Below are 24714 nucleotides of genomic sequence, written 5' to 3'. Positions count from 1 at the left end.
TGGGGTAAGAAAAAAAGGGATTGTATTTTTGGGAAAAAAGATATGAGACTTTTCTTTTGCTTGCTTCTTGGATTAAGTAGTTCCTGGTTGGCTGTTGCGCAGGAAAAAGAACCCGTGGTGATTTTAATTTCCCTGGACGGATTCCGATATGATTATGTGGAGCGATTTGAACCTGAAAATCTAAGTCGATTTATTCAATCCGGAACTGCAGCAGAGGGATTGATCCCTTCTTTTCCCAGCAAGACCTTCCCCAACCACTATACGATCGCTACCGGGATGAAACCTGAGCATCATGGAGTGGTGGATAATACGTTTTACAATCCGGAAAAAGATCAGGTTTATTCCATCGGCAATCGAGACGTCGTCACTGACGGGAGCTGGTATGGAGGTACACCCTTATGGGTCCTAGCAGAACAACAGGGGATGAAAGCGGCAAGCTACTTTTTCGTGGGATCGGAAGCGGATATTCAAGGGGTCAGACCAAGTTATTATTATAATTACGATGGGAAGGTTCCTAATCTAACTCGAGTCGCCAAAGTTTTTGAATGGCTGCAATTACCCGCCGACCAGCGTCCACAGATGATTACTTTGTATTTTTCGGATATGGATGATGTAGGACATGGATTCGGTCCCAACAACGATGGAAAATTGAGGGAACGGTTGTTCCGGCTGGATCGAGAACTGGGCGCCTTATTCGAAGGACTGAAAAGCTTTGATTTACCCATTTACCTGTTCTTGGTTTCCGATCATGGGATGGTTGAGGTTCCGAGGGCGAATTTGATCAACTTAGAGCCTTTAGTCGAGGGACTGGACGCGCGCGTAGTCAATTCGGGAGCTTTGGTCCATCTCCATTTAGCCGATTCAACAAAAAAAGAGGCTTACCAAAAACTCATTGAATCCCGAGGGAAAAATATTCATGTCATCGATATCGATGACAGGGAGTATTACAAGGATCTAAGTCTTCACCGGGATTTGATGGGAGATTTGTTGATTATCCCTGATTTGGGTTATTATCTGACCGATAGTAGGGGCCTGTTTCGCTATCAAAACCGCGCGGCCAGTATGAAAACGGAGGTTTTTGGAGAGCATGGATTTAGTCCCGACTATCCCCAAATGCAGGGAATTTTTTATGCGGCTGGGCCGCGAATTCAAGCTGGAAAGACAATACCTCCTTTCTCCAATGTGCATATTTATCCCTTGATTTGTGAGATTTTAGGCCTGCCCATCCCCAAAGATATTGATGGAAAACTTGAAGTTCTCAAACCCATTTTAAATGACTAGGCATGGATCGTATTGAAATTAAAAGTCGAAAAGAGGTAGATTTTTTAGTCAGAAGGTTTTATACCCAAATCCGTCAGCATGAAAGTCTGGGTCCGATTTTTAATGAAGTGATTCAGGATTGGGATCATCATTTGGTTCACCTTAGTGACTTTTGGGAGATTATTTTATTGCAAACCGGACCAGGGAGAGGCAAATTTAATCCCGCTCAGGTTCATGTGACCGTGGATAAAAAGGTCAAGGAGTCCATCGATCAAATTCATTTTGGAAATTGGCTGGAGCTTTGGTTTCAAACAGTCGACCGTTACTTTGAGGGAGATAACGCTGAGTATGCCAAAGAGCATGCACGTAGAATGGCACACATGCTTTTTATGCGAATTTGGGAAGCTAGAAATAAAGACTGAATGACTTGGTAATCAGCATTTTTTTGTATTTTTCATTCACTTTTCACGAAACACATGAAGAAATACTTAATCTCCGCACTTTATTTGTTTTTTCTGTTGCCGAGCTTTTCTTCGCTCGCCCAGGATCTTTTTTCCAGTCAGGAGGCCTTACCTGTCCGAATGAAGTTTTCAGTTAAGGAATTGAAAAAGACGACCAACGATTCGACCTATTCTGATCAAGTGCTCTGGTATCAAGATGAGAAAGGGAATTGGGATTCCTTGGAGGTGGAGCTTCGGACTCGAGGCAACTTCAGGTTAGATAATTGCTACTATCCACCCCTTCGTCTCAAGATTAAAAAGAAGAAACGAGAAGGGACGCCATTCCAGGGGCATAAGCATTTGAAAGTGGTATTGCCTTGCACTAAAGTCAAAAATGCCAACGGTTATGTGGCCAAAGAACTTTTGTGCTATAAGCTATATGAGCAAGTGACCCCTTATTCATTCCAAACTCGCATGATACAGGTGGAGATGGAAAATCTGGATGATAAAAAAGGGGAGAAAGAACAGCTTTTAGGCTTCTTGATTGAAGACGATGATAAGATTGCCGATCGATTCGGTGGGGAGATTGTCAAGGATGTGAAAATTCATCCGAATTTTATGCTGGACACGGCCTCGCTGCGGCATGATTTTTTTCAATTTTTAATTGGTAATACAGATTTTTCGAGCATGTTTCGGCACAATGAGAAAATTCTCAAAGTTGGGGAAAATGCTGTTTTGCCCTTGCCTTATGATTTTGATATGACCGGTCTGGTGAATCCACCTTATGCCCAAGTAAGTAATTTGGTCGATATCGAGCATGTTACCGATCGCTTGTATCGTGGGTATTGCAGAGATCCGGAGTTGATGGAGTATATGCGTCAAGAGTTTTTAGACAAGGAAGATCAAATCTGGCAAGTGGTACAAAACATGTCGGTTTACATGGATGAGTCTGATCAAAAATCCTGCACCCGGTTTATCGGTGATTTTTTTAGAATCATGAAGGATGATTTTCAGTTTCAGCGGATGGTTATGAAGGCCTGCCTAACCGGGACGAGTTGAGCTTTCGTTGAGGAGCAGGAGCATTTATTTCGGTAACCTTTTGTTCAGAGCGGGTGGAGATCACGATGCCCGGCAGCTAAGGCTCAACCAATCGGTATAGCCTTTGGGATTGGAAGACTTCTTTTGGTATTTAACCGGTAAGTTGTCCGATCGTAAGGCTACTTTTAGGATTTTATCTTTAGGCTTCACCCGCATTCCAATAGGCCATTCGCTCCAGTTTTTCCACTTCGATGGAGTAAAAGCCAAATTCTTCGACGACTTTTCCTTCGATTCGGTAGATCGCCCGGCCTTTGAAGGGGTACTTCTTGACCACAGGGGGGAAGTGTACCGTGTCGATCCAGTGACCGTCCCGGTCCAGGAAAGTCCCAAAATTCATGACTTCACCTTTTATTGTTCGGGTGTATTTCACAGTGACCAGGTAGCCGACGATCATGATTTTCTTTCCCAGGTAATTTGTCATTTCTCGGGCCTTGATTCCTCGGACGCTTTGGTCTTTGACCAGGTGAAAAGGAGAGTCTAGCGGAAACTCCAGAATGTCGATCTGATCGAGAATATCCTGTCGAATATCCGTCTCATCAAGGTCAGGAACTTGGGGTGGTTTTTTGCCAAAACTGATCTGGGTCGAATCCGAACGAAAAAGCTCAGTTGTACTGACCAGGGCCCTTCGTTTGTTTTGAAGAAAATGCGCTTCCCAGAGGAGCTCCTGTTTGGTCTTGCCCGTGAACCGAAAGCAGGTCATCCGGATGAGGATCAGCAGCTGCTCTAACCCGATTTCTACCCGGGCCACAAAGTCAGATAGGCTTAAAAACGGACCGGAAGCGCTGCGCTCCGCCAAAAGTTTTTCTACGGTGGTTTTTTCCAGGTATTTCATATGAATGAATCCTAGAATAACGGTCTTTCCTGTAATTCGTGTCAGGTATTCGCTTTCATTGAGATGTGGAGGCTGAATGCTTGCCCCGTTCATCCGCAGCTCGTGTACATAGAATTCGGTATGGTAAAATCCTCCAAAATTATTGATCACTCCGACCATGAATTCCAGTGGAAAATAGGCTTTTAGATACAAACTCTGATAGCTTTCCACCGCAAAAGAAGCCGAGTGACCCTTGGCAAAGGAATAGCCAGCAAAACTCTCAATCTGATGCCATACTTCTGAAGCAATTTTATCCTCCCGGCCCAGCTTTTTGCAGTTTTCAAAAAACTTGTCCTTTACCCGCTGAAATTCATCCTTGGAGCGGGACTTTCCGCTCATTCCCCGGCGCAGTACATCGGCCTCTCCCAAACTCAGTCCGGCAAAGTAATGGGCTACCTTAATCACATCTTCCTGATAGACCATGATGCCGTAGGTCTCCGGCATGATTTCAGCCATGACTGGATGGGCAGTGTTTCTTCGATTGTGATCGATGTGGCGTAGAATATATTCCCGCATCATGCCTGATCGCGCTACTCCGGGGCGAATTATGGAGCTTGCTGCCACGAGTTCGAGATAAGTGTCTGCCTTGAGTTTGGCCAGAAGCATACGCATTGCGGGTGATTCCACATAAAAGGCACCAATGGTGTGCCCGGTGCGCAAGTGCTCCTTGATTTTGGGGTCTGTTTTGAATTTTTCGACCTGGCGAATATCCACTTTTATGCCTTGATTTTGGTAGATGATCTCCAAGGCGGATTTGATGTGGCCGAGTCCCCGCTGACTTAGGATGTCAAATTTGTGCAGCCCGATATCCTCGGCGGTATGCATATCGATATGGGCGAGTGGGAAACCTTTCGGAGGCATGTCCGTGGCCGTGTAATAATGGATAGGTTTATGGGATATTAAAATTCCGCAAGCATGTATGGTCAAATGCGAAGGCATATCATGCAGCACTTGGGAATATTTGATAATCAGCCTGCCAAATTGATCGGGTTCGTAGCCCTGCTTGTCGGCATGGTGGATCAGTGATTCGATATCGGTCTTGGGTAGGCCAAAGACTTTCCCCAGCTCCCTGAGCATGGAGTTGTACTGAAAAGTACTGTAGGAACCGAGCAGGGCCACATGCTCTTCTCTCCCGTCATTGTATTTGCGGAAAATGTAATCGGTTACCTCGTCCCGGTCTGTCCAACTGAAGTCGATGTCAAAATCGGGAGGGTTTTCCCTGTAGAGATTGATAAAGCGCTCAAAATACAAATCCAGCTCAATGGGATCCACGTCCGTGATGCCCAGACAATAGGCGACGATGCTGTTGGCACCGGAGCCCCGTCCCACATGATAGAAGTTGCGGTGCTGTGCAAAGGTGATGATGTCATAGTTGATCAGAAAGTAGGAGACAAAGCCCTTTTGCTGAATAAGCTCGAGCTCTTTTTCAATTCGTTGACTGATTTTTGGGCTGAGGTCGGGGTAGCGTCGAATGGCTCCTTTGAAGGTCTCCTGTCGGAGAAAGTCAAAATCCTCCCAATCTGAACCGAGAATATCCCGACGGTTTTTGACCGCTTGGAAATAGAAGGAAAACTGACATTGCTCGAGCAGCTTTTGGGCATTGACCAATAGGTAGCTATGATTTTCACAGCGGGAAATCAGGTCGGCATAGGAGTAAAGTTGGTCAGTTGGGTCGGCCTGTTCGCCAACAGGGAGTTTGCTCAACAGGGAGTTTAAGTCTATGCTGCGCAAAAGCCGGTGGGCATTGAATTCCGTTTTGGAACTGAACGTTGCCGGTTGCAAAAGCACCAGTTTTTCTTTGCGTCTGTACCAAGGCGAGGTGAGCAATTTGTTGAGTTGACCGGGATGTAGGCCAATAAATTCATTTTCCCGTAGGGGGAAAGCCTTCTCTGAAAAGGGGTAGATCACAAAGCTGTGCTCAAATTTCGGGGCTTTGGGTTTAAACTCCCGTTTGTACACCAAATGTTCAGAAAGATGCCTGTTGAGTTCAAAAAAGCCTTCTTGGTTTCGGGCCAGTCCAATGTATTGTTGCTGCACGCCATTGCGAAAGTCAATCCCGATGACCGGATGGATGCCTGCTTTTTGTGCAGCGCGGATAAAGGGGAATACTCCTGCGGTGCAGTTGATGTCGGTCAGGGCGAGGGAATCGATTTTTTTACCTTTCGCCTCAGCGATTAGCGCTTCCACGGACATCGTCCCATATTTGAAGCTGAAGTGAGAATGGCAGTTGAGAAACATGTGTGATTTAACGAATTGGAAAATGATAGAGGTTTAGCAGGCCTCGAGGCTTTGGAGCTATACTTTTAGAGATAGACTTGGTCAAATGTGCGCTCTGCATTCGGGAGATAGTCTAGGCTGGAGTACAAATCCCAGCCCAAGCCCTCTCGGTTCAAATCCAGAGGATAGAAGGCTTAATTTTGATCAGCCTTCGAGAATTTCTAAGCCTCAATGCCCGTTTGGGATAAAATGTCAATTATTTTAACATTTTATTGTTTATAAATTAGACAAAAATAATTGAAATCAAGTCAAGGGCTTGACTGATTTTTTGAAGGAAAGGGGTGAAAAATTACCGAGTATTCAGCCTATTTTTATTCCATACCTCTCCAAAAGCCCGGGAAGCCCATTCAGGTCAAAATATGCACCTCGGATTTTATTGGTTTCAGGATCGAGCCGGAGGTTTTGGGTATGGCGAAAATCCGCTTTTTCCAAGTTACTCTGATCAAAAACAGCTCCCATCAAATCCGACTCCAGAAAACTCACCCCGCTAAGATTGGCTTGGGAAAAATCCACTTCGTGCAAGCGGCAGTTGACAAAGGTGGATTGCTTGAGCTGAAGGTTGAAAAAGTTGCAGTAATCCATCTGGCAATTTTGGAAGTAAAATTCAAGCAAAAATGGGTTGGCGCTATTAAAATGTACCCCTAGAATTTTGCAATTTTTGAATTTAACCTGCTGAAAGGAGACGTTGGGAACCTTACTGTTGCTCAGATCACAGGTGTCGAAGATGCAGTTTTCAAAGGCTGATCTCTGGAAGTTTACCTTAGAAAAATCACAGGATTGGAAAATGCAGTGCTCATATTCTCCGGTCTGAAAATCAGAAACGGAAAGCTTTTGAAAAGTTTGTTCAGTGAAAAATGACATGAATTTTAGTTTATAAATCGCACTTCGTAAATCCTACATTACAGTCCTGCCAAATCCCATTTGGCAATCGTATCCTGAATTAATTTCAAGACTTTGGCATTCACTTTTTGGAAGTATTCATCGGCTTGAGCTTGATCAAAGTTGGGGTAGCCCTGCCCTTGTTGATAAAGCCCGATTGCAGAGGGGAAGGGAACGGCTGACCAGGATTTGTCTTTCGGATAGGCGGTAGCTTGATTGGGGGTATAGCGCTCTTGTTGAACCAAGGTAGAATCGATGGCCTGGATGTAGGCCGTTTCATTGAGCCCGGCGTGACCTCCGTCTTCTTTAAATACTTCCAGGGTCACATCAGAGGCATAGGACCACCAGTTGATGACCAGGGTGCGTACCCCTAATTCATTGGCGACTTGGGCAGCGACTTTTTGCAATACGGCGGTTTGCCCTCCTCCATGTCCATTGAGGATAATGATATTTTTGAATTGATTTTTGGCTAAGCCTTTCAAAATATCCCGAATGAAAAGCGAATAAGCCTCCTCGCTGATTTCAAAAGCACCTGGATAATTAGCCAAAGAACCGGTCATCCCATAATTGAGGGGAGGGGAGATCAGTGCATTGAGCTGATCAGCAAGTTCATTAGCCATTGCAAAAGGCGCGGTATTATCTGCTCCATTGTTGATGACCCCATGGGGTTCAAGTGTTCCAGTAGGCAGAAGCACGGTAGTGATTTTTTCCGGGACAAATTCGGAAAACTCCATCCAATTGATCCGGTCCATCTCCCGGGTGGAGGGATTTTGGGCAACTGAATGGGTGACCTTGAAAAAGGCAAGGATCAAAAATAAGGAAAGCAGCGTGGTGGACTTCATGGGTTTACTTGTTGTATTTGAGAGCTTAGATGGAGTGGCCGGATAATCATCCCCCTGTGTAACTTTATTTTCAAGGGCATTTCAGGTAAGGAAGTTTTTGACAAGTTAGTTGAAAAGGAAAAAAATCAATACCTGGAAGTGGATTTTAGCAAAAAAAAGCTGCTCAAAATCCATGGGCAGCCTTTTTAGAAGATTTAGTTTAAATTCAGGGATTGGCACCTTGAGGAGTGCTCAGCTCTCTTGCTCATTCTTCAGGACAGGAAACAGTTGGATTGAATTTCTCAAAAATTCCATTGGGATTATGTTTCCAAATCCAGACATGAAGTTGATAATTCGTGAAGGGTAATGCCTGAGCATTATCAAAGTCGAATTCCCTACTCCCAAAATAAGGGGGCTCGTCGTGTTCAGCATCCCAGGTTTCCTGGTCAATTACAAACTCGACTCCGATCAATCGCATTTTTCCATTTTTCATCTTTTCGTAAAGCAAAGCCTGTGGCATGGTGGGGTCGTAGGCTCCAAAGATTGCAGGAAAGTTGACGTAATGATAGCCCATTCCTCCCACATTGGGTATGGAGACGCATTCTGAAATAAAATCATGACCTTCTTGCAAAGCCGTTTCTACTTGGTGAAAGTGATCGGTGGATTCGCGAAGTGCCGAAAGCATTTCTAAGGTTTCAGGATCCATCCGAAGGTTTTCCAACGGATTACCTAGCGGAAGCTCTTGATCAAATTCAAGCATGGAAACCTGATCCTTTACCGGATCAAGACCTGTATCAGAGATACAACCGGAAATAGCAATACTACTGATAGCCACCAATAGAATTACCTTACTCATTTTGCGAAAATGAAGCATAGTGTTTTGGGTTATTTGATTATTGAAAACTGATAAACTGGAAAAAACCGCTCAGGGCGATGCCGACGCTAATGGTAAAATTTCGAGGTTTGAAGGCTAGGTAAATATAAAAATTAAACGCTGGAAATCAAGTAAATGTATTTAAAAATAGCAAAAATGTATTTTATGTTATTTCAAGATTTGGTCACAACTTAAAATCGAACCACTGGTTTAGGTTTTCAATTCGCCCAAAAGGTTTTCGATATCCAATCTTCGGGTGTACATCCTTAGTTCTCCCTGTTCATCTTTGGGCCAAAGGTCCTGAGGTCTGTCCCAATACAGTTCGACTCCGTTTTGGTCTGGATCATCCAAATAGAGGGCTTCCGACACCCCATGGTCTGCGGCTCCCGTCAATGGGTAATTGGCGGTTTGCAAGCGCTGGAAAATAGTTGCCAAATCCTTGCGCGTAGGGAATAGTATCGCGGTATGAAATAATCCCGGATAGCTTTTGGGTGCAGGAGAACTGCCTTTGCTTTGCCAGGTATTCAATCCGATATGATGGTGATAGCCTCCAGCCGAAATAAAGGCAGCATCCCTACCGTAGCGCATCATCAATTGAAAACCCAGCAGACCGCAGTAAAAGTCCAAGCTTTTTTCCAGATCGCTCACTTTAAGGTGGACGTGGCCAATTCGGGTTTCTGAGGGAATTTGATAGGGTTCCATAATTTTTGAATTAGATTCAATTACCAATTGGGGCGAATCCCCGGGGCAAAAGGAAATCGTTGTTGCTTGAAAAATTCCAACTCACCTTCGGGCTTTTCGATGGACTCGGGAAAAGGTCGATTGGCGAAGGTCTGAAAATAAAGCAAAGATGAATTTCTCCACCATTCGGCTTCTTCGATTTGAATGCCCAGCAATTGATCTACATGGGAAAAACGGGCCGCATCGACTTGATTTTCTAATGCTCTCCATAGATCCCGCATGTGGCGGGCGGTTTTGACTCCCTTATCGTAGTGAAGACAAATTTCTTCCCAGAGGGTATTTCCTGATTTCATTTCATAATCCCAAGCCAAGTGATGAAACCAAAGCAAAAACTTTTCAGGGGTTTGTTTGGGGTCCGACCAAACCCTACTGATTTGACTTGCATATTGATTTAAGGCTCCACTTCCCGAGGCTGTCCGATCAAACCCAATTCCCAAACTATCTGCCCGATGGTAATACAAGGACGTCCAGTCGGCACGCCCTCCTTCTACCCATGGGCCGGGTCCGTAATGATGACTTCTCCCCATCAAATGATGCAGGCCTAGCGGAGTCATGTAATTGACAGCAGCTTCATGTGAGCCCATCATCAGTTCTTGTATCTGAGTGAGCAAACCTTCTTTTTGACCGAAGGTCAATTTTATCCATTCCTCCGAAATTTGAGCAGCGGAGCGATCTGGATCCCAAGCCAATTGCCCAAAGGCAAACCAATTAGCTTGTCCAAACAAGTGCCCGGTCCAGTTTCTATCCGTTCCTATATTGGAGACCCCAGCCATCAGGGTGTGATTTTGTTTGCTATCTGAACCGTCAATAATCCCAGCCACTGTACTGGAGTCTGTCGGTCGATAGGTTTTGGATTGAAGGATTTCTTCCCACATCGTACCCAGATATACCAATTGGGTAGCTTGACCCAGGTACTCTTGGGTGATCTGGAACTCCATTCCCAGATTAGTGTTTTCAACAGCACCAAATAAGGGGTGAAAGGGTTCTCGAGGTTGAAAGTCAATGGCACCATTTTTAACCTGAAGGATGACATTGTCTCTGAATTTTCCATCGAGTGGCTCAAATTCCAAATTGGCTTGTTTATGCCGGTCCTCATCGATTTCATGGGAATAGACAAAAGCTCGCCAAATTACAATTCCTCCATGGGGCGAAAGCGCATCAGCCAGTAGGTTTGCACCCGTCGCATGATCACGATTATATTCATGTGGACCGGGCTGTCCTTCCGAATTTGCTTTCACTAAAAATCCTCCAAAATCCGGAATAGCCTTATAGATCATGGCAACCCGATCTTTCCAAAATTTTTGAACTTCTTGGTCCAGTGGATCCGCTGTCTCGAGCTTCCCCATTTCAATCGGGGCAGAGAACCGTGCGGTGAGAAAAACCTGGATTCCATAGGGACGGAAAATGTCCGCCAGGACCTTAACTTTTTCCACAAAATCTTCGCGTAAAATCCAAGCATTCGCGTTGACATTGGTTAGGGAAACTGCGTTGATTCCCAAGCTGGCATTGGCACGAGCATAATCGACATAGCGGGGATCTACGTAGCCGGGAAGACGATGCCAGTCCCAAATAGAGAATCCCGCATACCCTCTTTCTACCGTGCGATCCAAGTTGTCCCAATGGTTTAACATTCGTAATTTAACCTTCGGGAAATCAGTTTTTTCAGTATTCTTATCAAAAGTGTTACTTTGAATGCTTTTCAGCAGGTCGAAGGTGGCATAAAGTGTTGCCACAGCACTGTTTCCAATCAAGGCGTAGTAGTTTTTTCCTTCGTGAATGATCGTCCCCCTCCAGTATCCTTCTGCTCCCAGGCTCTTGATTTTGGTTTGATGTTCGAGTCCAAGAAACTGTGAAAGTTCCTCCCTGGTTCCGATCCAAAGTTTGGTGGATTCAAAACGTTCTGCCCTAAAGGTGGGTGCGGAGTTTAGAAAGCCCTGACTGGCTAATTCGAGTTCGTTTTGGATCATCTGGTAGCTTGGATTTTTACCAAAGAAAAAGATACCAGAAAATAATTCTGAAACAGTTTGGTTTAATTCCGGATGCTCGATAGGTTGATAATCCAGCCAAAGTTTGTACCCGTCATGGGCTAGGCTGGGTCCAATCATACCCAAAAAGCAAAGGTAAATGAGGAATAGGTTTTTCATGGGCTTAAGGTTTGAGGGCAGAATTTCTGAAAAAAACGCTTGAATACCTATGATTAGGGGATGGAAAGTCAAAAACTAATCGCCTTACATGTCTGACAATTTTTGTCAAAGTCAAACTTCCCTTACCGATAAAATCCTAAGCTTTTCTATCTTCGGGAAAGACTTTTTCGAAATGAAAAACAAACCCTTTATCATTTACAAATCCTCGGCAGGTTCAGGTAAGACCTATACCCTGACTCTGGAATACCTCAAGCTTGCCCTGAAGCAACCCTCGGCCTTTCGACAAATCCTGGCGGTGACCTTTACCAACAAAGCCACTCAGGAGATGAAAGAGCGGATCCTTTCAGTTCTGAGAAGGATTGCTGAGCAAGTGGATGAGCAGGAATTTTTAGATCAAGAATTGATGAAATTTCTTCAAGTGGATCAAATCGGTCTGAAACAAAAAGCCAAAGCAACCCTAACGGCTATTCTACATGATTACAGTCATTTCTCGGTCAGTACCATCGATAGTTTTTTCCAAAAGGTGGTCCGAGCTTTTGCCCGAGAGATCGATCTCAATGCCAAATTTGAAGTAGAACTGGATCAGGATGGAGTCTTGGAGCGTGTGGTGGATCGTGTGGTCATGCAGGTCATGGACGATGAATTTTTGCATAAATGGCTGGTGGACTACGCCACTGATCAAATTCAAAATGGCAAATCCTGGGATATCCGAAGAAATATTCATGGCTTAGGCAAGCAGATTTTTCAAGAAAATTTTAAACAACATGCCACCGAAATAAAGGCTTTCCTCAGTGACAAAGAAAATGCCGATCAACTCCAGAAGTTAATTAGAAAGCGTCGAAATGAGCTGGTGAAGGTAGGGGAGGAGGTAAAGCAACAAGCCAATCGGATACGGATGGCTCACCGATTGGAATGGTCGGATTACAACCGGGGGTTTTTGGCCAAGTTTGATAAGTTTGGAGATCGGAACGCCCCCTTTGCCAATTTTACCGATGCCCAAAAAGAAAAGGCATACTCCCCGGAAGGCTGGGCTACCCAAGCAAGTAAAAAGAAGGAGGCCATCGAAATCTCTTATTATGCGGGCTTAGGAGAACTTTTAGGGAAAGTACCCCAACTCGAATCGCAATGGAATACGATCCAGGCAATTTCCCGAAACATTTACGTGTATGGGGTCTTTCGGAATTTGCTTGATGATCTATCCCTGATCAAAGAAGAGGAGAACATGTTGTTGATTTCAGATGCCAATGAGTTTCTCAAAGAAATCACCTACGAAAATGACGCCCCATTTATTTATGAAAAAGTAGGCAATCAATTTCAGCATTTTCTCATCGATGAGTTTCAGGATACTTCAGGCTTTCAATGGGCCAGTTTTAAGCCATTGTTGGAAAACTCCTTATCCTTTGGAAATCGAAACCTGCTGGTGGGAGACGTGAAGCAGTCCATCTACCGCTGGCGTGGTGGTGAAATGAAGCTACTTCTTGAGCAGGTGCAGCAGGAAATCGGGACTCACTTGATTGATGCTAAAAACCTGGGTACCAATTTTAGGAGTTTGCCGCGAATCATCGAATTCAACAACGCACTTTTTCGGGTACTTCCAGCTTCCTTTGAGCGGGTACTTTCGGATACTTATGGCGTAACAGACCCTAGTATTCTGTCCAAAGCTTATGCCGATGTGGACCAAAACGTATCCTCCAAAAAAGAGCAAGCCAATTTCAAAGGATTAGTCCGAATGGAGTTTTTGGAAGACGAAAAAGCGCTGGAGGAAGAGGGAAAATTTAGTGCACAGGTCATTGAAAAATTACCCGAACAAGTCAGAAAGTTGCAAGACTTGGGTTATCAACTCAAGGATATTGCTTTTTTGGTGCGTACCAAGTCCGAAGGGGAGGAAATTGCGGATTGTTTCATGCAAGAAACGGCAAAAGCCGAGGAAAGTCACTACCGCTACGATGTGCTCTCTGATGAGTCCATGTTTCTACACAAATCTGCCTCGGTTAAGGCTTTGGTATCGGCACTTTCATATTTGTACCAGCCCGATGATGAAGTGCAGTTTAAGACCATGTGGTATTACCGGGCCGTCCTGAAAGATCAAACAATAGATCATCAACTCTTTTCCCTGGATCAGATGGGTCAGGATTTTTCCGAGATCATTGCCTCATTTAAGCATCAGGAAAAAGGCTTAATGCAGCTTTCTCTTTTGGAGATGACCGAAGAATTAATTCGAATACTGGGGATTCAAGAGAGCGGGTTAGAGAAGGCTTATATTTCCGGTTTTCGAGAGGCGATCTTTGATTTCATCGCTAAAAATCGCTCGGATTTAGGCGCTTTTTTGGAATGGTGGGAAATCAATAAACAGAAGCGTACGGTTAAAATCCCAGAAGGGCATGATGCCATGCGTATCCTAACCATTCATAAGTCTAAAGGGCTCCAATTTAAGGTGGTTTTGATGCCTTTTTTGAAATGGACCATTTTTGATACCTCTAAAGACAATATCGTCTGGTCCCCTTTTGAAGATGCCGAATCAGGAATCCGAGCCGTGATTCCTTTAAAGCTCCAAAGTAGTTTAAGTCAATCATTTTTTGCCGATACCTATGGGCAGGAAGCGACTTTGGCCTACCTGGACAGCTTGAACCTGATTTATGTAGCGCTGACTCGTGCCGAGGAGATTTTCTGGTCTTTGTCACCCTATAGGGAGATGAGCAAAGCCAGTTCGACCAAGACTTCGGAAAATTATGTGCAAGTTCATTTACAGCAACTTTTAGATAGCGGGGTGCAAGAAATTGGAGCAATGGATCGGGAGTCCCATGTATTTCAATTGGGCGAATGGCCCGAATCGACGGTTCCGGAGAAGGCCCAGTTTCAAACTCCTTCTTTGCGCTGGACTTATAAAAGATGGGAGGATTTGCTTGAAGTCAAGCAATATGCCGTGGATTTTTCTGCCCAGGGGATGGAACAGCGGAAAAAGCGAAATTTTGGGTTGTTGGTCCATGAGATTTTGGAAAAATCCGATACCCTAAAGCAAGCTGAACTAGAACTGGATGCCTTTTATTTTGAGGGGAGATTGAGTACTGAGGAGAAAGCCGAAGTGCGCTCTCAACTCCGAGCTCTTTTCGATCATCCTCTTTTTGCTTCTTGGTTTGATCCCGATCAGCTTTCCTTGAATGAACAGGGAATTCTTTTGCCGGGGGGCAAACAAAAAAGGCCGGATCGAATCCTGCTCAAACCCGAAGAAGCCGTGGTGGTCGATTTTAAAACAGGAGAGGAACAAGACCGCTATTCCAAGCAAATCCGGGAATACATGGATTTGGTGCATTCCCTGACCCAGAAGCCTTGTAAAGGCTATTTATGTTATTTAGAAACCGGAAAAATCAAAGAAGTACATGCATAACTTTTTAAGAAATACAGCTCAAAATATCCTCAAGCAATCCAAGTCATTACAAGAATTGGTGGTGGTGTTGCCCAATCGTCGGGCAGGGCTTTTTTTTACCCAACACTTAGGGACTTTAATTGACCAGGCTACTTGGATGCCGGAGGTCAAAACAATTGAGGATGTATTCTACGGTTTTGCGGGGAAAAAACCGGCTGATGAATTGACCTTGATATTTGAGCTGTATCGGGTTTATGGGGAATTGCATCCTGAACCGGAACCGTTTGACCGGTTTTTCTTCTGGGGGGAAATGATCTTAAAGGACTTTAATGATGTGGATCAGTTTATGGCCGATCCAAATAAACTCTACCATCATTTGGCAGAAATCAAGGAACTGGAGTCGGATTTGAGTTTTTTGACCGATAGTCAAATTGAGCTTATCCGTCAATTTTGGAATTCCTTCATCACCCAGGATAAAAAGCATCAGGAGAAATTTCTCAAATTTTGGCAGGTACTCAAACCGCTTTACCAATCCTTTCAAGCTTCACTTGACGTGTCTGGTTTGGCTTATTCTGGAAAGCTCTATCGACAGGTCGCCGAGAATTTGAACGGTATTCAAAAACCGGCTAAAAAGTACCTGTTCGTAGGTTTCAATGCCTTCACCAAAACAGAAGAAGTACTGGTTAAGCATTTTATCCAAGCGTTTGAGGCAGAAATCTACTGGGATTTGGATGCCTATTACACCTTAGATGGAAATCAGGAAGCGGGGCTATTTTTCCGTCAATATCGTAGAGATTCTATCCTGGGGCCGACCTTTCCCGAAACGCTTCCTGAAATGATCCAAGGCAAATCAGCCACGATAAAAACCTACGCAACGCCTTTGAAAGTGAATCAGGCCAACTTGGTGGGCTCGCTGTTAGCGCAAATTCCCCAAGATGAGCGGCTTGAGGAGACGGTGGTGATTTTACCCGATGAGCAATTACTTTTTCCGGTACTCCATTCCTTACCCGAGCGGATCGATCAGGTGAATGTAACGATGGGGTATCCGGTAAAAAATGCCCCTGTTTATGCATTCTTGGAAGCCGTTTTGGAAATGCAGCGCTTTATCAAACTAGAGAATGGTGAAGTCTACTTCTACCATCAACCCATCAAAAATTTACTTTCTTCAACCTACCTCAAAAGTGTGGATGAGGACTTTTGCAAGCGGGTCCTGGGAGAAATTCAGGCCATGAATAAGGTTTACGTCCCCCAGTCCGAATTGCAAAAGGGAGGAATTATGTTTGAGTTGATTTTCCAGAAGTTGGAGGCCGATCAATTATTTCCTTACCTGAGTACTCTGATACAGGAATTGGCCGAATTGCTCCAAGAGGATAAGCTTCAGCGCAATTATCTTTTTCAATGTTTCAAGCAATTGAGCCGACTTCGAGAGACTTTTGAGAAAGAAAAACAATGGACCATTGATCGGGAGTTTTTCATTCGTTTGTTTCGTCAGGTATTTCAAGAAGTCAAGCTACCCTTTGAAGGAGAGCCCTTGCGTGGACTCCAAATCATGGGGGTGTTGGAATCCCGGAATTTGGATTTTCGCCGGGTCATCCTATGCAATATGAACGAGGATAGTTTTCCACCCTCAGCAGGCCTAAACTCCATGATTCCTTTTAGCATCCGGAGAGCCTTCGGATTGCCTGTACAGGAGCAAAATGATGCCATCTACGCTTATACCTTTTACCGTCTTTTACATGCGGCCGAGGAAGTTCACATGATCTACACTACCGCTGCTGATCAAGGAAAGGCCGGAGAAAAGAGTCGATATATTCAGCAGATGGAGGTAGAACTGAATCAAAAAATAGTCGAGGAGGTGATTTACGTTCCCATTGACCAAAAGTCAACCTCGGCTATTCAAATCCAAAAGGTGCCCGCTATTCTTCAAACCTTAGAGCGCTACCTAGTAGGGGAAAACGGCCATTCCCAGACGGCATTTTCTCCTTCAGCCTTGAATATGTATTTGGATTGCCGCTTGAAGTTTTACCTTCAATATATTGTGGGAATCAAGCAGAAAGAGGAAGTGAGTGAGGAGATTGACGCTGGAGTCTTTGGGAACTTGGCCCATTTCAGTTTGGAGAATTTGTATCAAGGATTTATTCAGAGAAAAGCTCGTTCGGTCATAGAAAAAGAAGACATCGAAGAATTACGGAAAAACTGGATTTTCCCTGCGGTTGAAAAAGCGATTCGGGATTTCTATCACCTGGAGGAGGAAGCAGATACAAAATTGAATGGTCAATTGGCCATCGCCCGAGATGTGATCCAACGCTACGTGGACCAGGTCTTGGAATACGATGCGTCTACAGGACCCTTCCGATTGGTATCCTTGGAAAAAGAAAAGACCTATCAGGCAGGCTTGCAGATTAGGACCTCATCGGGCACGCGTGAGGTGATCCTGCGGGGGATAATCGACCGGGTGGATGAACTCAATGGAGTCATTCGGCTGATTGACTATAAATCGGGTGGAGATCAGAAAACCTTTCCGGATTTGGATGCGCTCTTTGACCGTACCATCGAAAAAAGGAACAAAGCAGCTATGCAAACCCTATTTTACGGGTTGATCTATCAGGGTACCCACCCGGAGAATACCGCTCCACTTAAGCCTGCCATTTTCAATTTGAAGGAAGTGTTCAATGCTGATTTTGATCCCTATCTCTATCAAAAAGAAGGCAGAAAGACCGGGGTAGAAGTGATAGATTACAGGACTTACGACCAAGATTTTCAGTCAAAACTGAAGGAACTGCTTGAGGAAATTTACAATCCCGAAGTTCCCTTTGACCAAACCGAGGTTTTGAAAAAATGCGAGTATTGTCCCTATAAGGAGATTTGCGGGAGGTAAGGTTTTTTCGCTTGCCTCAGTAGGGGATTTAATTAATCTTTTACCCAATAGAAGGAGTTCAAATGCTAAAAAATTCTTTGTTTCGATCAGCGATAAAAGCAACCACGACCGAGCAATTGCTGCTAAAATTTCCATCCTTTAGTTCCTTGGATTTAAAAAATGCCTACAATCTTATTCTTTCTTTCTTTTGCGATTCACCCCTCCCTAGGCGATAAATGAACGCTACTTTTTTATTTTAGTCTATCCGTGTTTTTGTTTTCAACAAGGGCTCCAATACTGAAATTCGATCAGTTTTCCTTGGCTAAAAAGAAAGAAAAAACCATCATCACTATAGGTGAATCGCCCTCCAATACTGAATAATTTTTCCTCATCCCGTCCTTGAATTTGAATGGGTTGGGCTCTTTTGCCCATGAATTCTTCTACTTCGACCATGGTGCTTTTCCCGGTAAATTCTGCTTCTTGGAAATAGACCCATTTGAGTTGTCCTTCGGGATCGAAAATAATACGTTCAGCTAAAAAACGACCATCCTCAGAGCTTCCGATCCAAGTAATTTGAGGATAAATTAATTGGTAAAATAGTTTTCCCTGTTCTTCATTGGAATGGAAACCACATTCATAATTGATGGGACTTTTTTTGATGGGTCCATATTTTTCAAAGATAGTTTTGAGTCCCTGCTGTCGAAATGCCAAGCCATCCACATACATGTATTCGCTTAGGAAAGTCTTTTTATTTGGAACCATGAAGAGTGCAGGAAGCCAAATCAAAAGAAAGAATACCCTACTCATTTTTCGTCCTCCAATTCCACAATCACCTCTATCTCTACGGCTATATTATTGGGCAAAGCGGCCACTCCCACCGCTGAGCGGGCATGTTTTCCCTTTTGCCCAAATACGGCTACCATCAAGTCCGAAAACCCATTGATTACTGCGGGGTGTCCAGTAAAATCCGGGGCGGAATTGACCATTCCCAGTACTTTGACGAATTGCTTGATCCGGCTTAAATCTCCGGTCGCAGCCTGGAGCACGGCGATGATTTCCAGCCCGGTTTCCCGAGCAGCTTGATAGCCCTCTTCAGTAGTGAGATCTGCACCGACTTTACCAAAAACATCTGGACCATTTCCAGCGAGGTAAAGTAGGTTTCCTACCTGCTTCCACTTGACATAATTGGCCATGGGCTGACTGACTTCGGGTAATTCCAGGCCCAGCTCTTTTATTTTTTCTTCTGGACTTTGTGCCTGGCTAACCTGAGAGGAACCAAAAAGGAGCAGTGCGATTAAAATACATTTCTTCATTGGATTTTTGCTTTAGGTAAACTAATCTAGCAGAAATTTTCCTTTCCCCTTCCTCAAGCCTTTCAAAATTATGTCTACAATCAAAATCATTCCCTATCGAGAAGAACTTCAAGACGAATTCAAAACCATTAATCAAGAATGGGTTGAGGAGTTCTTTTCCCTCGAGCCGTTTGATATCGCCCAATTGGAAAACCCTCAAGCTACGATTTTGGATCGAGGTGGACATATCCTTTTTGCGGACTGGGAGGGAGAAATTGTGGGTACCATCGGCTTGGCTAAAGTTGAGGATCAAACCTATGAGTTGATTAAGATGGGGGTGAAAAAATCAGCTCAGGGAAAGGGGGTCGGGCTGCTTTTGGGAAAAGCGATTTTGGAAAAAGCAAAGGAATTGGGAGCCCAAAAGGTGGAGCTCTATACCCATACTAAACTTGAAGCGGCTTTGAAGATTTACCGAAAGCTGGGGTTCCAAGATGAAGTCCCCGAGCCAGGAAAATACTGTCGCTGCAATTTGAAGATGGTTCTCTCTGTTTGAATTTCCGCTTAGATGCGATGGCCGTCTAAGGATCTTTAGTTCCAAGTAATTCAGCTATTTGTGTCTAAACCAGCAATCCTGGCGGGTTGATTCATAAAATTTGAATCGGGTATTGACTGGAAATCCATGGATGAGTTGGGTGTTAAATTGGGTTCGCATCACAAAATTGAAGGCGCCCATATCCAGGGTGTAGGGGGTTTTATTGTGGATAGTATAGGTGCTATGAATCCGGCTCAGTTCCTGCACTAGTTTGAAAATCACAGCCGTTTTCCCTCCGAATACGCCACAATTCAGCAACTTTTGATTTTTGTTTCTTTCCTCAAAATCGCTGAACTCTGCGATGAGATGTCGAAGATGCATACTGTGCTCATTCATCCATGGATTATCTAGAATTTCCTCCTCATCCCCGCAGAAAATAGCATTTGAATTTTCCTTGAAAAAGGGGTCCTCAAACGGGTTTTTGGCGACTTCAACGTCTGCAATATCCGTAAAAAACACGTGATCAAGGTGGGGTCGGTGTTTTTTCAAAAACTCATTATATACCAGGTATCGATAGGCATTTGCACTGAGGGGAGTGTTGAAATCCACCGCTACAAATTCGATCCCATTCACTTGGTTGCTACGGATTGTTTTTTCTGAAAAGGAATTATGAAACACCACACCTTTTAAACCCAGGGATTGAATGGAGCTGCACCACTTTTCGATCAGTTGAAAATTGTCTCCAGCTAGCAATTCGCTTCGATTGACATCGTAATTTCCCGTAAATAGCGAAGCACAAATTATATCCCCCCTAAAGTCAGCCATAAGTTTAGGGGTTAGGTAATCGGGTTTGTTTGCTTCGTGCCGTGATGCTGTCCGGAATATTTCGATAGTAAATGTAGGTACGGCTCTCTAATTTTTTAACCCGATATTTTTTTGATGCATTTTCATAAAAAAACGAATCGGCAGAATAGCGATTTTCAAAATGGATACTCTTGAAGACCTCCTTTTTTCCAAAAAGCGTAGCAAAAAGGATACAATCATCCACATGGATATTCTTTTTCAGATCGTGTTTATCTGCTACAAAATAATCTTCCAAGCTGGAAACGACTGTTTCGGTGAGTGAGGAAATCAAATCTGCATGGGTCATCTCTTTGAAACAAGCCGAGAGGTGATTTGGCTTATATTCATCATCCGAATCGATGATGGTAATGTATTCTCCCTGGGCAAAATGAACAGCCCGGTTTACAGCTATGGATTGTCCGACATTTTTACAGCGGATATAGCTGATTTTTTCTTCATGGGCTTCACAGTATCCAATAATCTGTTGGCTCAAGCCCAGATTGCTTCCATCATCAATCACCAAAAGTTCGAAGTCCTTAAAATCTTGGACCATCACTGAGTCAAGCGCCCTTTTTACCCATTCAAATGGCGTATTATATACCGCCATCAAAACACTTATTGTCACCTTGGATCGCATGATTGAATTGATAAATTCTGGTTACTTCAGATTGCTTTGCAATTTCCACTTTTCTTACTAGTTAAGATGGCTTTTAAAGCAAATTTTATTTGGAGGTGGACGCTTTTTTTAAATTCTAAGCGCTACAAAACGGACAATGGACCTTTTTGATTTAGTTCATTAAGTTGAAAATCAATTAGTTTCATAGCTGATTTATATCAGTTTATTCGGTGATATCCCTCACGGTAATGGACTTGGATTTTTTTGAGATTTGTACAGAATCAAACTGACCCCTGCCATGAAAACTATCGTTGTTCCCTTCGACTTTTCGCCTTATTCACTTGCAGCATTAAAAACAGCACAAAAAATAAGCAGCAAATCAGGCGCAAAAATCATCTGTGTCACGGTCATCCCTTCGGAGATTGACTTTGACAAGCTATCGAATGCTGCCAAGCAAAAATATAAGGAGCTTTGGGAGCAGAAAGAGGAGGCTGAACGGATATTGCCGGAGTATATCCAAGAGGTAGCTCCTGCCAAAGCAGCTATCCTTCAAGATATCCGGATAGGGGTACCCTATGAATTAATTCTCAGGGTGGCCGATGAACATCTGGCTGATCTGATCGTGATGGGGGCTTATGGAAAAGGCTACACTCCGGGTAAATTTATCGGTTCAACGATTCAAAAAGTACTTCGCAAATCCAAAGTTCCGGTTTTGACCGTAAAAGAAGCCCTAGATGGAAATGATTTCAGAAAATTGGCTTTTGCTTCCACTTTCCATCCGGGTGCAAAGGTTGCCTTTGATAAAATCAAACCTTTGGTCAAAACATTCAAGTCCAGCGTTCACCTGGTATTTGTCAATACTCCTGCAAAATTCACTTCATCTGCTGAAATTAAAGAAGGAATGGACCGATTTCAATCCGGAAATGAAGAAATCGTTTTTCATCAACATACCTACAATGACTCAGAGGCTGAAAAGGGAATCATTTCATTCTGTGAAGAAATGGGCATCAAATGGCTGGCTGTGGTCACCGGCAACCATGAAAAAAGTCCTTCCTATCTGATCAGTACTACCGAAACGGTGCTCTTTAAAGGAGAAGTAGGCGTATTGAGTGTTAAGGTTTAAATCGGTTTAGAATAGTGAGGGAGTTGTTGATCATCCAAAACTTCGTTGATGGGGTGCTGCTTATGTAAAATGGCAGCACCCAAATGATATAAACCCCGCGAAAACTCTTTGGTGACATTGGTCAAGGTGGAAAAAGGAATATCGGTCTTGTGTTTTTTGGCTTCTTGGTAGAATTCTTCAATCAGCGTATCCGATTCTGATTCCAAAGCTTCCAGCCAATCCGGGATTTTGAGGATTACCCGGGGTGGGTTGGTAATATCCTCAATTTTTTGAAGGGTATCCTGTGTTTTTTGCTGGACTTTTTTCAGGAAGTTTTTGGGTAAATTCCGGGTGGCGTTTTGAAGCTCGATCAGATTATGATTGATGTCCTTAAAGTCCTTGGCAGCAAATATCATTAATCGTAAAGACAGCATGATAGCGGTCAATTGTTTGGCCACTGGTTCACTAAGGGTGGAAGAATGAAGTTTGATATGGTAGGCGATCATTTCGTCCTCGATCTCTTTGAGCTGATTGTAAAGACTGATTTTTTCAAAAGGTTTTTCGAGTACTTTCTCCCAAAAACCTTGATTCTGTGGCTCATTTGTCAAGCCTAAACTTAATTGGATGTACAGTTTTGTTTTTTCATAAACTTGATCGAGTTCATTTTCGAGTGCCCTGATGGCAGCCTCGGGTACGGCAATATCCACATTTTGAATATACCGGGTGGCGTAGTGTTTTTGTTCTTGAAATCTCCGCTGCACCCAACTTTCTAACAACGAAAGAAAAGGGTAAAAAAGAAGAATCCCAAAAAGGTTGAGCAAGGTGTTAAACAGGACCAACGAAATCATGGGATCTTTTGCGATAGATTGGCTGAGGATCCCATCGATGATTTGATCAAGAACTATAAAAACGAGGAGTCCGGATATCACATTAAAAAGGGTATGGACTAGGGCCAGTCGTTTTTTATCTGGGGTGCCGGTCAAGGCACCCAGAATGACCGTAAGGGTAGTTCCGATATTGGCTCCAATGGTAGCTGCTGCTGCCTGTTCCAATCCGATTACTTGAGCATGTAAGGCGGTGAGCAAAATGACTAAGGTCGCCGAACTGGATTGGATCAAGGCAGTAATTATCAGGCCGAAAAGCAGAAAGGCAAACGTCCCGATTGAACTTAACTGAGCAAGATCCACCTGATCGGCTATCGTTTCAATAGATCCTTTCATCCATTCGATCCCCAAAAAAAGAAAGCCCAGACCCAAAATCAGAAGTCCCGTATTTTTGACTAGCGGCCTTGGTGAAAAAAAGATGAAAAGTAGGGAGCCTAAGCCGATAAAAGGAAAGGCCATGGCTTCTATGCTGAGCTTAAATCCAACCGTAGCGACGATCCAGCCGGTTAGGGTAGTGCCTAAATTAGCTCCCAAAATCACCCCGAGGGCATGATGTAAGCTGAGTACCCCTGCTCCTAAAAAAGCCAGAACGAGTAAGGTGACCAAGGAACTGCTCTGGAGTAATGCGGTGATCCCGGTTCCCACCACAATTCCTTTCCAGGGTTTATTGGTAAATTTTTGAAGAAGTTGGCGGAAAGATTTTCCTGCGAGTACCTGAATACCCCCTTCCATTTGGCTCATGCCTAACAAAAAGATCCCCAAGCCCGCCAAAAACTCCCAATAATTAAAATTTTCCATTTTTTTCCCTAGTTCTTAGAAAGGCTCAAGGGTAGAAAATTAAGTTTTTTGCCTCGGATAAAAAATTACCAGAATCGGAATCGCTTTTCGTAAATCCTGTTTCTGAAGATCCAGTTTTGGAAAATATCTCGGGAGAAGTGAATTTCCAAGCCTACATTCACCGTCATGTATCCATCGTATCGGTGACGAAGACCTGAACCTCGGCGAACCCGACCGTTATTTCGTAGGATTTTGTCTACATCAGGCATGCCATTGTCATCGAGAAAACTAGGGTTTCGGATAGCCAGCCTGAGTCGATCAGGATTATTACCCGTCACGTAATCATCAACCAAGTCTAGGTAGAACTCATTGACATTGTAAGCCGAAATATCATCCATGTAGTCGGTCAGGGTAAAGCGATAATTCCCTTCAAAGATCAAGTCCATGTACACATTGAGCTTGTATTTAAAACCCAGTCCCATGGGAAAAACCGTGATGTAGCGTTCATAGGGATTGTTTTCGAGTTGAAGGGGGCGTAAGTCTCGCCATACCCCATCGAGTTGGGCTTCCGGATTATTGGTGGACATGCCAATGCCGAAGAAAATATAGGGATTCCAAAGGGGGCGGTGGATATTGGGAACTTTGACGGGATGCCAATAATACTCGATAATACCTGTCATCTCCCAGTTTTTAGCCCGGAAGTGCAAATCTCTCGGAGTTCGATAAGCTCTCGGATCGGAAGGAGGGTCCTGTCCTGACATTTTGTAATAGGAAAACTCTCCCCGTGCTCTCAGGTGGGTGCCAAAGGTGTAATGGAACGCGATATTTGCATTCCAGTCGGGTTGAACCCCTTCATTGTATTTCCAAAAGGAATAAAGCTCCCCAAAATATTGGGTGGGACCTAAGCTGGCTGAAAATGACCAAGGCTCCTCAAAGCGGTAGCGATAGAAGCTTTGGGAGAAAGTTTCTAAGCTTAAAAAAACAAAGAATATGAGGAGTAACTTTTTCATTTTCAGGCTGTCAAGAAGGCAGCTAGCGGTTA

19 protein-coding genes are annotated in these 24714 nt (G+C 43.9%); 7 read left to right on the top strand and 12 right to left on the bottom strand.

Going from position 1 to position 24714, the window contains the following annotated elements:
- The first annotated feature begins 42 nt into the window (after positions 1–42).
- From Q0L00_RS11410 to Q0L00_RS11400, 3 genes are read left to right on the top strand one after another with little or no spacing between them, the layout of a single operon-like run.
- Positions 43–1281 carry an ectonucleotide pyrophosphatase/phosphodiesterase gene (locus Q0L00_RS11410; RefSeq protein ID WP_297337004.1) on the top strand — a complete coding sequence of 413 codons (1239 nt, stop codon included), beginning with the start codon at positions 43–45 and terminating at the stop codon, positions 1279–1281.
- 2 nt (positions 1282–1283) lie between these two features.
- On the top strand, positions 1284–1682 hold the full coding sequence (locus Q0L00_RS11405; RefSeq protein ID WP_297337003.1) for a group III truncated hemoglobin: 399 nt from the start codon (positions 1284–1286) through the stop codon (positions 1680–1682).
- Positions 1683–1736: 54 nt separating this feature from the next.
- Complete coding sequence (locus Q0L00_RS11400) at positions 1737–2759, top strand: hypothetical protein (protein WP_297337002.1); 1023 nt, start codon at positions 1737–1739, stop codon at positions 2757–2759.
- 178 nt (positions 2760–2937) lie between these two features.
- Here the strand turns inward: Q0L00_RS11400 and dnaE are convergent, their stop codons facing one another.
- The 6 genes from dnaE to Q0L00_RS11370 form a co-directional block, all read right to left on the bottom strand.
- The gene (dnaE, locus tag Q0L00_RS11395; RefSeq protein ID WP_297337001.1) at positions 2938–5907 is read right to left on the bottom strand and encodes a DNA polymerase III subunit alpha; all 2970 of its coding nucleotides are present in this window, start codon (positions 5905–5907) and stop codon (positions 2938–2940) included.
- 339 nt (positions 5908–6246) lie between these two features.
- Positions 6247–6807 (bottom strand): pentapeptide repeat-containing protein, encoded by a 561-nt coding sequence (locus Q0L00_RS11390; protein WP_297337000.1) that lies wholly within the window; start codon positions 6805–6807, stop codon positions 6247–6249.
- Between the two features lie 38 nt (positions 6808–6845).
- Positions 6846–7667 (bottom strand): creatininase family protein, encoded by an 822-nt coding sequence (locus Q0L00_RS11385; RefSeq protein WP_297336999.1) that lies wholly within the window; start codon positions 7665–7667, stop codon positions 6846–6848.
- Positions 7668–7911: 244 nt separating this feature from the next.
- On the bottom strand, positions 7912–8520 hold the full coding sequence (locus Q0L00_RS11380; RefSeq protein ID WP_297336998.1) for a hypothetical protein: 609 nt from the start codon (positions 8518–8520) through the stop codon (positions 7912–7914).
- Positions 8521–8730: 210 nt separating this feature from the next.
- Positions 8731–9222: a VOC family protein gene (locus Q0L00_RS11375; protein WP_297336997.1), complete on the bottom strand. Its 492-nt coding sequence runs from the start codon at positions 9220–9222 to the stop codon at positions 8731–8733.
- Positions 9223–9242: 20 nt separating this feature from the next.
- Positions 9243–11405, bottom strand: a complete 2163-nt coding sequence (locus Q0L00_RS11370; protein WP_297336996.1) for an alpha-glucuronidase family glycosyl hydrolase — start codon at positions 11403–11405, stop codon at positions 9243–9245.
- 88 nt (positions 11406–11493) lie between these two features.
- Here Q0L00_RS11370 and Q0L00_RS11365 point away from each other — a divergent pair, with 88 nt between their 5' ends.
- Together Q0L00_RS11365 and Q0L00_RS11360 are read left to right on the top strand one after the other, a co-directional pair.
- A complete protein-coding gene (locus Q0L00_RS11365) occupies positions 11494–14790 on the top strand; it encodes a UvrD-helicase domain-containing protein (protein WP_363318536.1) in 3297 nt (1098 codons plus the stop codon).
- A complete protein-coding gene (locus Q0L00_RS11360; protein WP_297336995.1) occupies positions 14783–17647 on the top strand; it encodes a PD-(D/E)XK nuclease family protein in 2865 nt (954 codons plus the stop codon). The genes Q0L00_RS11365 and Q0L00_RS11360 overlap by 8 nt, the downstream gene beginning before the upstream one ends.
- A 258-nt stretch (positions 17648–17905) precedes the next feature.
- Here Q0L00_RS11360 and Q0L00_RS11355 read toward each other — a convergent pair whose 3' ends face one another.
- A complete protein-coding gene (locus tag Q0L00_RS11355; protein ID WP_297336994.1) occupies positions 17906–18433 on the bottom strand; it encodes a hypothetical protein in 528 nt (175 codons plus the stop codon).
- Positions 18430–18939 (bottom strand): RidA family protein, encoded by a 510-nt coding sequence (locus tag Q0L00_RS11350; protein WP_297336993.1) that lies wholly within the window; start codon positions 18937–18939, stop codon positions 18430–18432. Before Q0L00_RS11350 ends, Q0L00_RS11355 begins: the two co-directional genes overlap by 4 nt.
- Before the next feature lie 70 nt (positions 18940–19009).
- Here Q0L00_RS11350 and Q0L00_RS11345 point away from each other — a divergent pair, with 70 nt between their 5' ends.
- Positions 19010–19471: a GNAT family N-acetyltransferase gene (locus Q0L00_RS11345; RefSeq protein ID WP_297336992.1), complete on the top strand. Its 462-nt coding sequence runs from the start codon at positions 19010–19012 to the stop codon at positions 19469–19471.
- Between the two features lie 54 nt (positions 19472–19525).
- On the opposite strand, the gene Q0L00_RS11340 is transcribed toward Q0L00_RS11345, so the two are convergent.
- Together Q0L00_RS11340 and Q0L00_RS11335 are read right to left on the bottom strand one after the other, a co-directional pair.
- Positions 19526–20275, bottom strand: coding sequence for a hypothetical protein (locus Q0L00_RS11340; RefSeq protein WP_297336991.1), 750 nt, complete (start codon positions 20273–20275; stop codon positions 19526–19528).
- Positions 20276–20279: 4 nt separating this feature from the next.
- Positions 20280–20930 (bottom strand): glycosyltransferase family 2 protein, encoded by a 651-nt coding sequence (locus tag Q0L00_RS11335; RefSeq protein WP_297336990.1) that lies wholly within the window; start codon positions 20928–20930, stop codon positions 20280–20282.
- Positions 20931–21207: 277 nt separating this feature from the next.
- Between Q0L00_RS11335 and Q0L00_RS11330 the strand changes: the two genes are divergently transcribed.
- A complete protein-coding gene (locus Q0L00_RS11330) occupies positions 21208–22032 on the top strand; it encodes a universal stress protein (protein WP_297336989.1) in 825 nt (274 codons plus the stop codon).
- Here Q0L00_RS11330 and Q0L00_RS11325 read toward each other — a convergent pair.
- Entirely contained in the window at positions 22029–23693 is a 1665-nt protein-coding gene (locus Q0L00_RS11325; RefSeq protein ID WP_297336988.1) for a Na/Pi symporter, read from the bottom strand. The genes Q0L00_RS11330 and Q0L00_RS11325 overlap by 4 nt on opposite strands.
- A gap of 65 nt (positions 23694–23758) precedes the next feature.
- The gene (locus Q0L00_RS11320; protein WP_297336987.1) at positions 23759–24682 is read right to left on the bottom strand and encodes a hypothetical protein; all 924 of its coding nucleotides are present in this window, start codon (positions 24680–24682) and stop codon (positions 23759–23761) included.
- Between the last annotated feature and the right edge of the window lie 32 nt (positions 24683–24714).

This window comes from Algoriphagus sp. (genome assembly GCF_024305035.1).
Classification (GTDB): Bacteria; Bacteroidota; Bacteroidia; order Cytophagales; family Cyclobacteriaceae; genus Algoriphagus.
This window is presented reverse-complemented; position numbering and strand designations above follow the sequence as displayed.

Coding starts and splice junctions, on each gene's coding strand:
- Q0L00_RS11410 (WP_297337004.1), top strand. CDS start 43: ATGAGACTTTTCTTTTGCTTGCTTCTTGGATTAAGTAGTTCCTGGTTG.
- Q0L00_RS11405 (WP_297337003.1), top strand. CDS start 1,284: ATGGATCGTATTGAAATTAAAAGTCGAAAAGAGGTAGATTTTTTAGTC.
- Q0L00_RS11400 (WP_297337002.1), top strand. CDS start 1,737: ATGAAGAAATACTTAATCTCCGCACTTTATTTGTTTTTTCTGTTGCCG.
- dnaE (WP_297337001.1), bottom strand. CDS start 5,907: ATGTTTCTCAACTGCCATTCTCACTTCAGCTTCAAATATGGGACGATG.
- Q0L00_RS11390 (WP_297337000.1), bottom strand. CDS start 6,807: ATGTCATTTTTCACTGAACAAACTTTTCAAAAGCTTTCCGTTTCTGAT.
- Q0L00_RS11385 (WP_297336999.1), bottom strand. CDS start 7,667: ATGAAGTCCACCACGCTGCTTTCCTTATTTTTGATCCTTGCCTTTTTC.
- Q0L00_RS11380 (WP_297336998.1), bottom strand. CDS start 8,520: ATGCTTCATTTTCGCAAAATGAGTAAGGTAATTCTATTGGTGGCTATC.
- Q0L00_RS11375 (WP_297336997.1), bottom strand. CDS start 9,222: ATGGAACCCTATCAAATTCCCTCAGAAACCCGAATTGGCCACGTCCAC.
- Q0L00_RS11370 (WP_297336996.1), bottom strand. CDS start 11,405: ATGAAAAACCTATTCCTCATTTACCTTTGCTTTTTGGGTATGATTGGA.
- Q0L00_RS11365 (WP_363318536.1), top strand. CDS start 11,494: ATGTCTGACAATTTTTGTCAAAGTCAAACTTCCCTTACCGATAAAATC.
- Q0L00_RS11360 (WP_297336995.1), top strand. CDS start 14,783: ATGCATAACTTTTTAAGAAATACAGCTCAAAATATCCTCAAGCAATCC.
- Q0L00_RS11355 (WP_297336994.1), bottom strand. CDS start 18,433: ATGAGTAGGGTATTCTTTCTTTTGATTTGGCTTCCTGCACTCTTCATG.
- Q0L00_RS11350 (WP_297336993.1), bottom strand. CDS start 18,939: ATGAAGAAATGTATTTTAATCGCACTGCTCCTTTTTGGTTCCTCTCAG.
- Q0L00_RS11345 (WP_297336992.1), top strand. CDS start 19,010: ATGTCTACAATCAAAATCATTCCCTATCGAGAAGAACTTCAAGACGAA.
- Q0L00_RS11340 (WP_297336991.1), bottom strand. CDS start 20,275: ATGGCTGACTTTAGGGGGGATATAATTTGTGCTTCGCTATTTACGGGA.
- Q0L00_RS11335 (WP_297336990.1), bottom strand. CDS start 20,930: ATGCGATCCAAGGTGACAATAAGTGTTTTGATGGCGGTATATAATACG.
- Q0L00_RS11330 (WP_297336989.1), top strand. CDS start 21,208: ATGAAAACTATCGTTGTTCCCTTCGACTTTTCGCCTTATTCACTTGCA.
- Q0L00_RS11325 (WP_297336988.1), bottom strand. CDS start 23,693: ATGGAAAATTTTAATTATTGGGAGTTTTTGGCGGGCTTGGGGATCTTT.
- Q0L00_RS11320 (WP_297336987.1), bottom strand. CDS start 24,682: ATGAAAAAGTTACTCCTCATATTCTTTGTTTTTTTAAGCTTAGAAACT.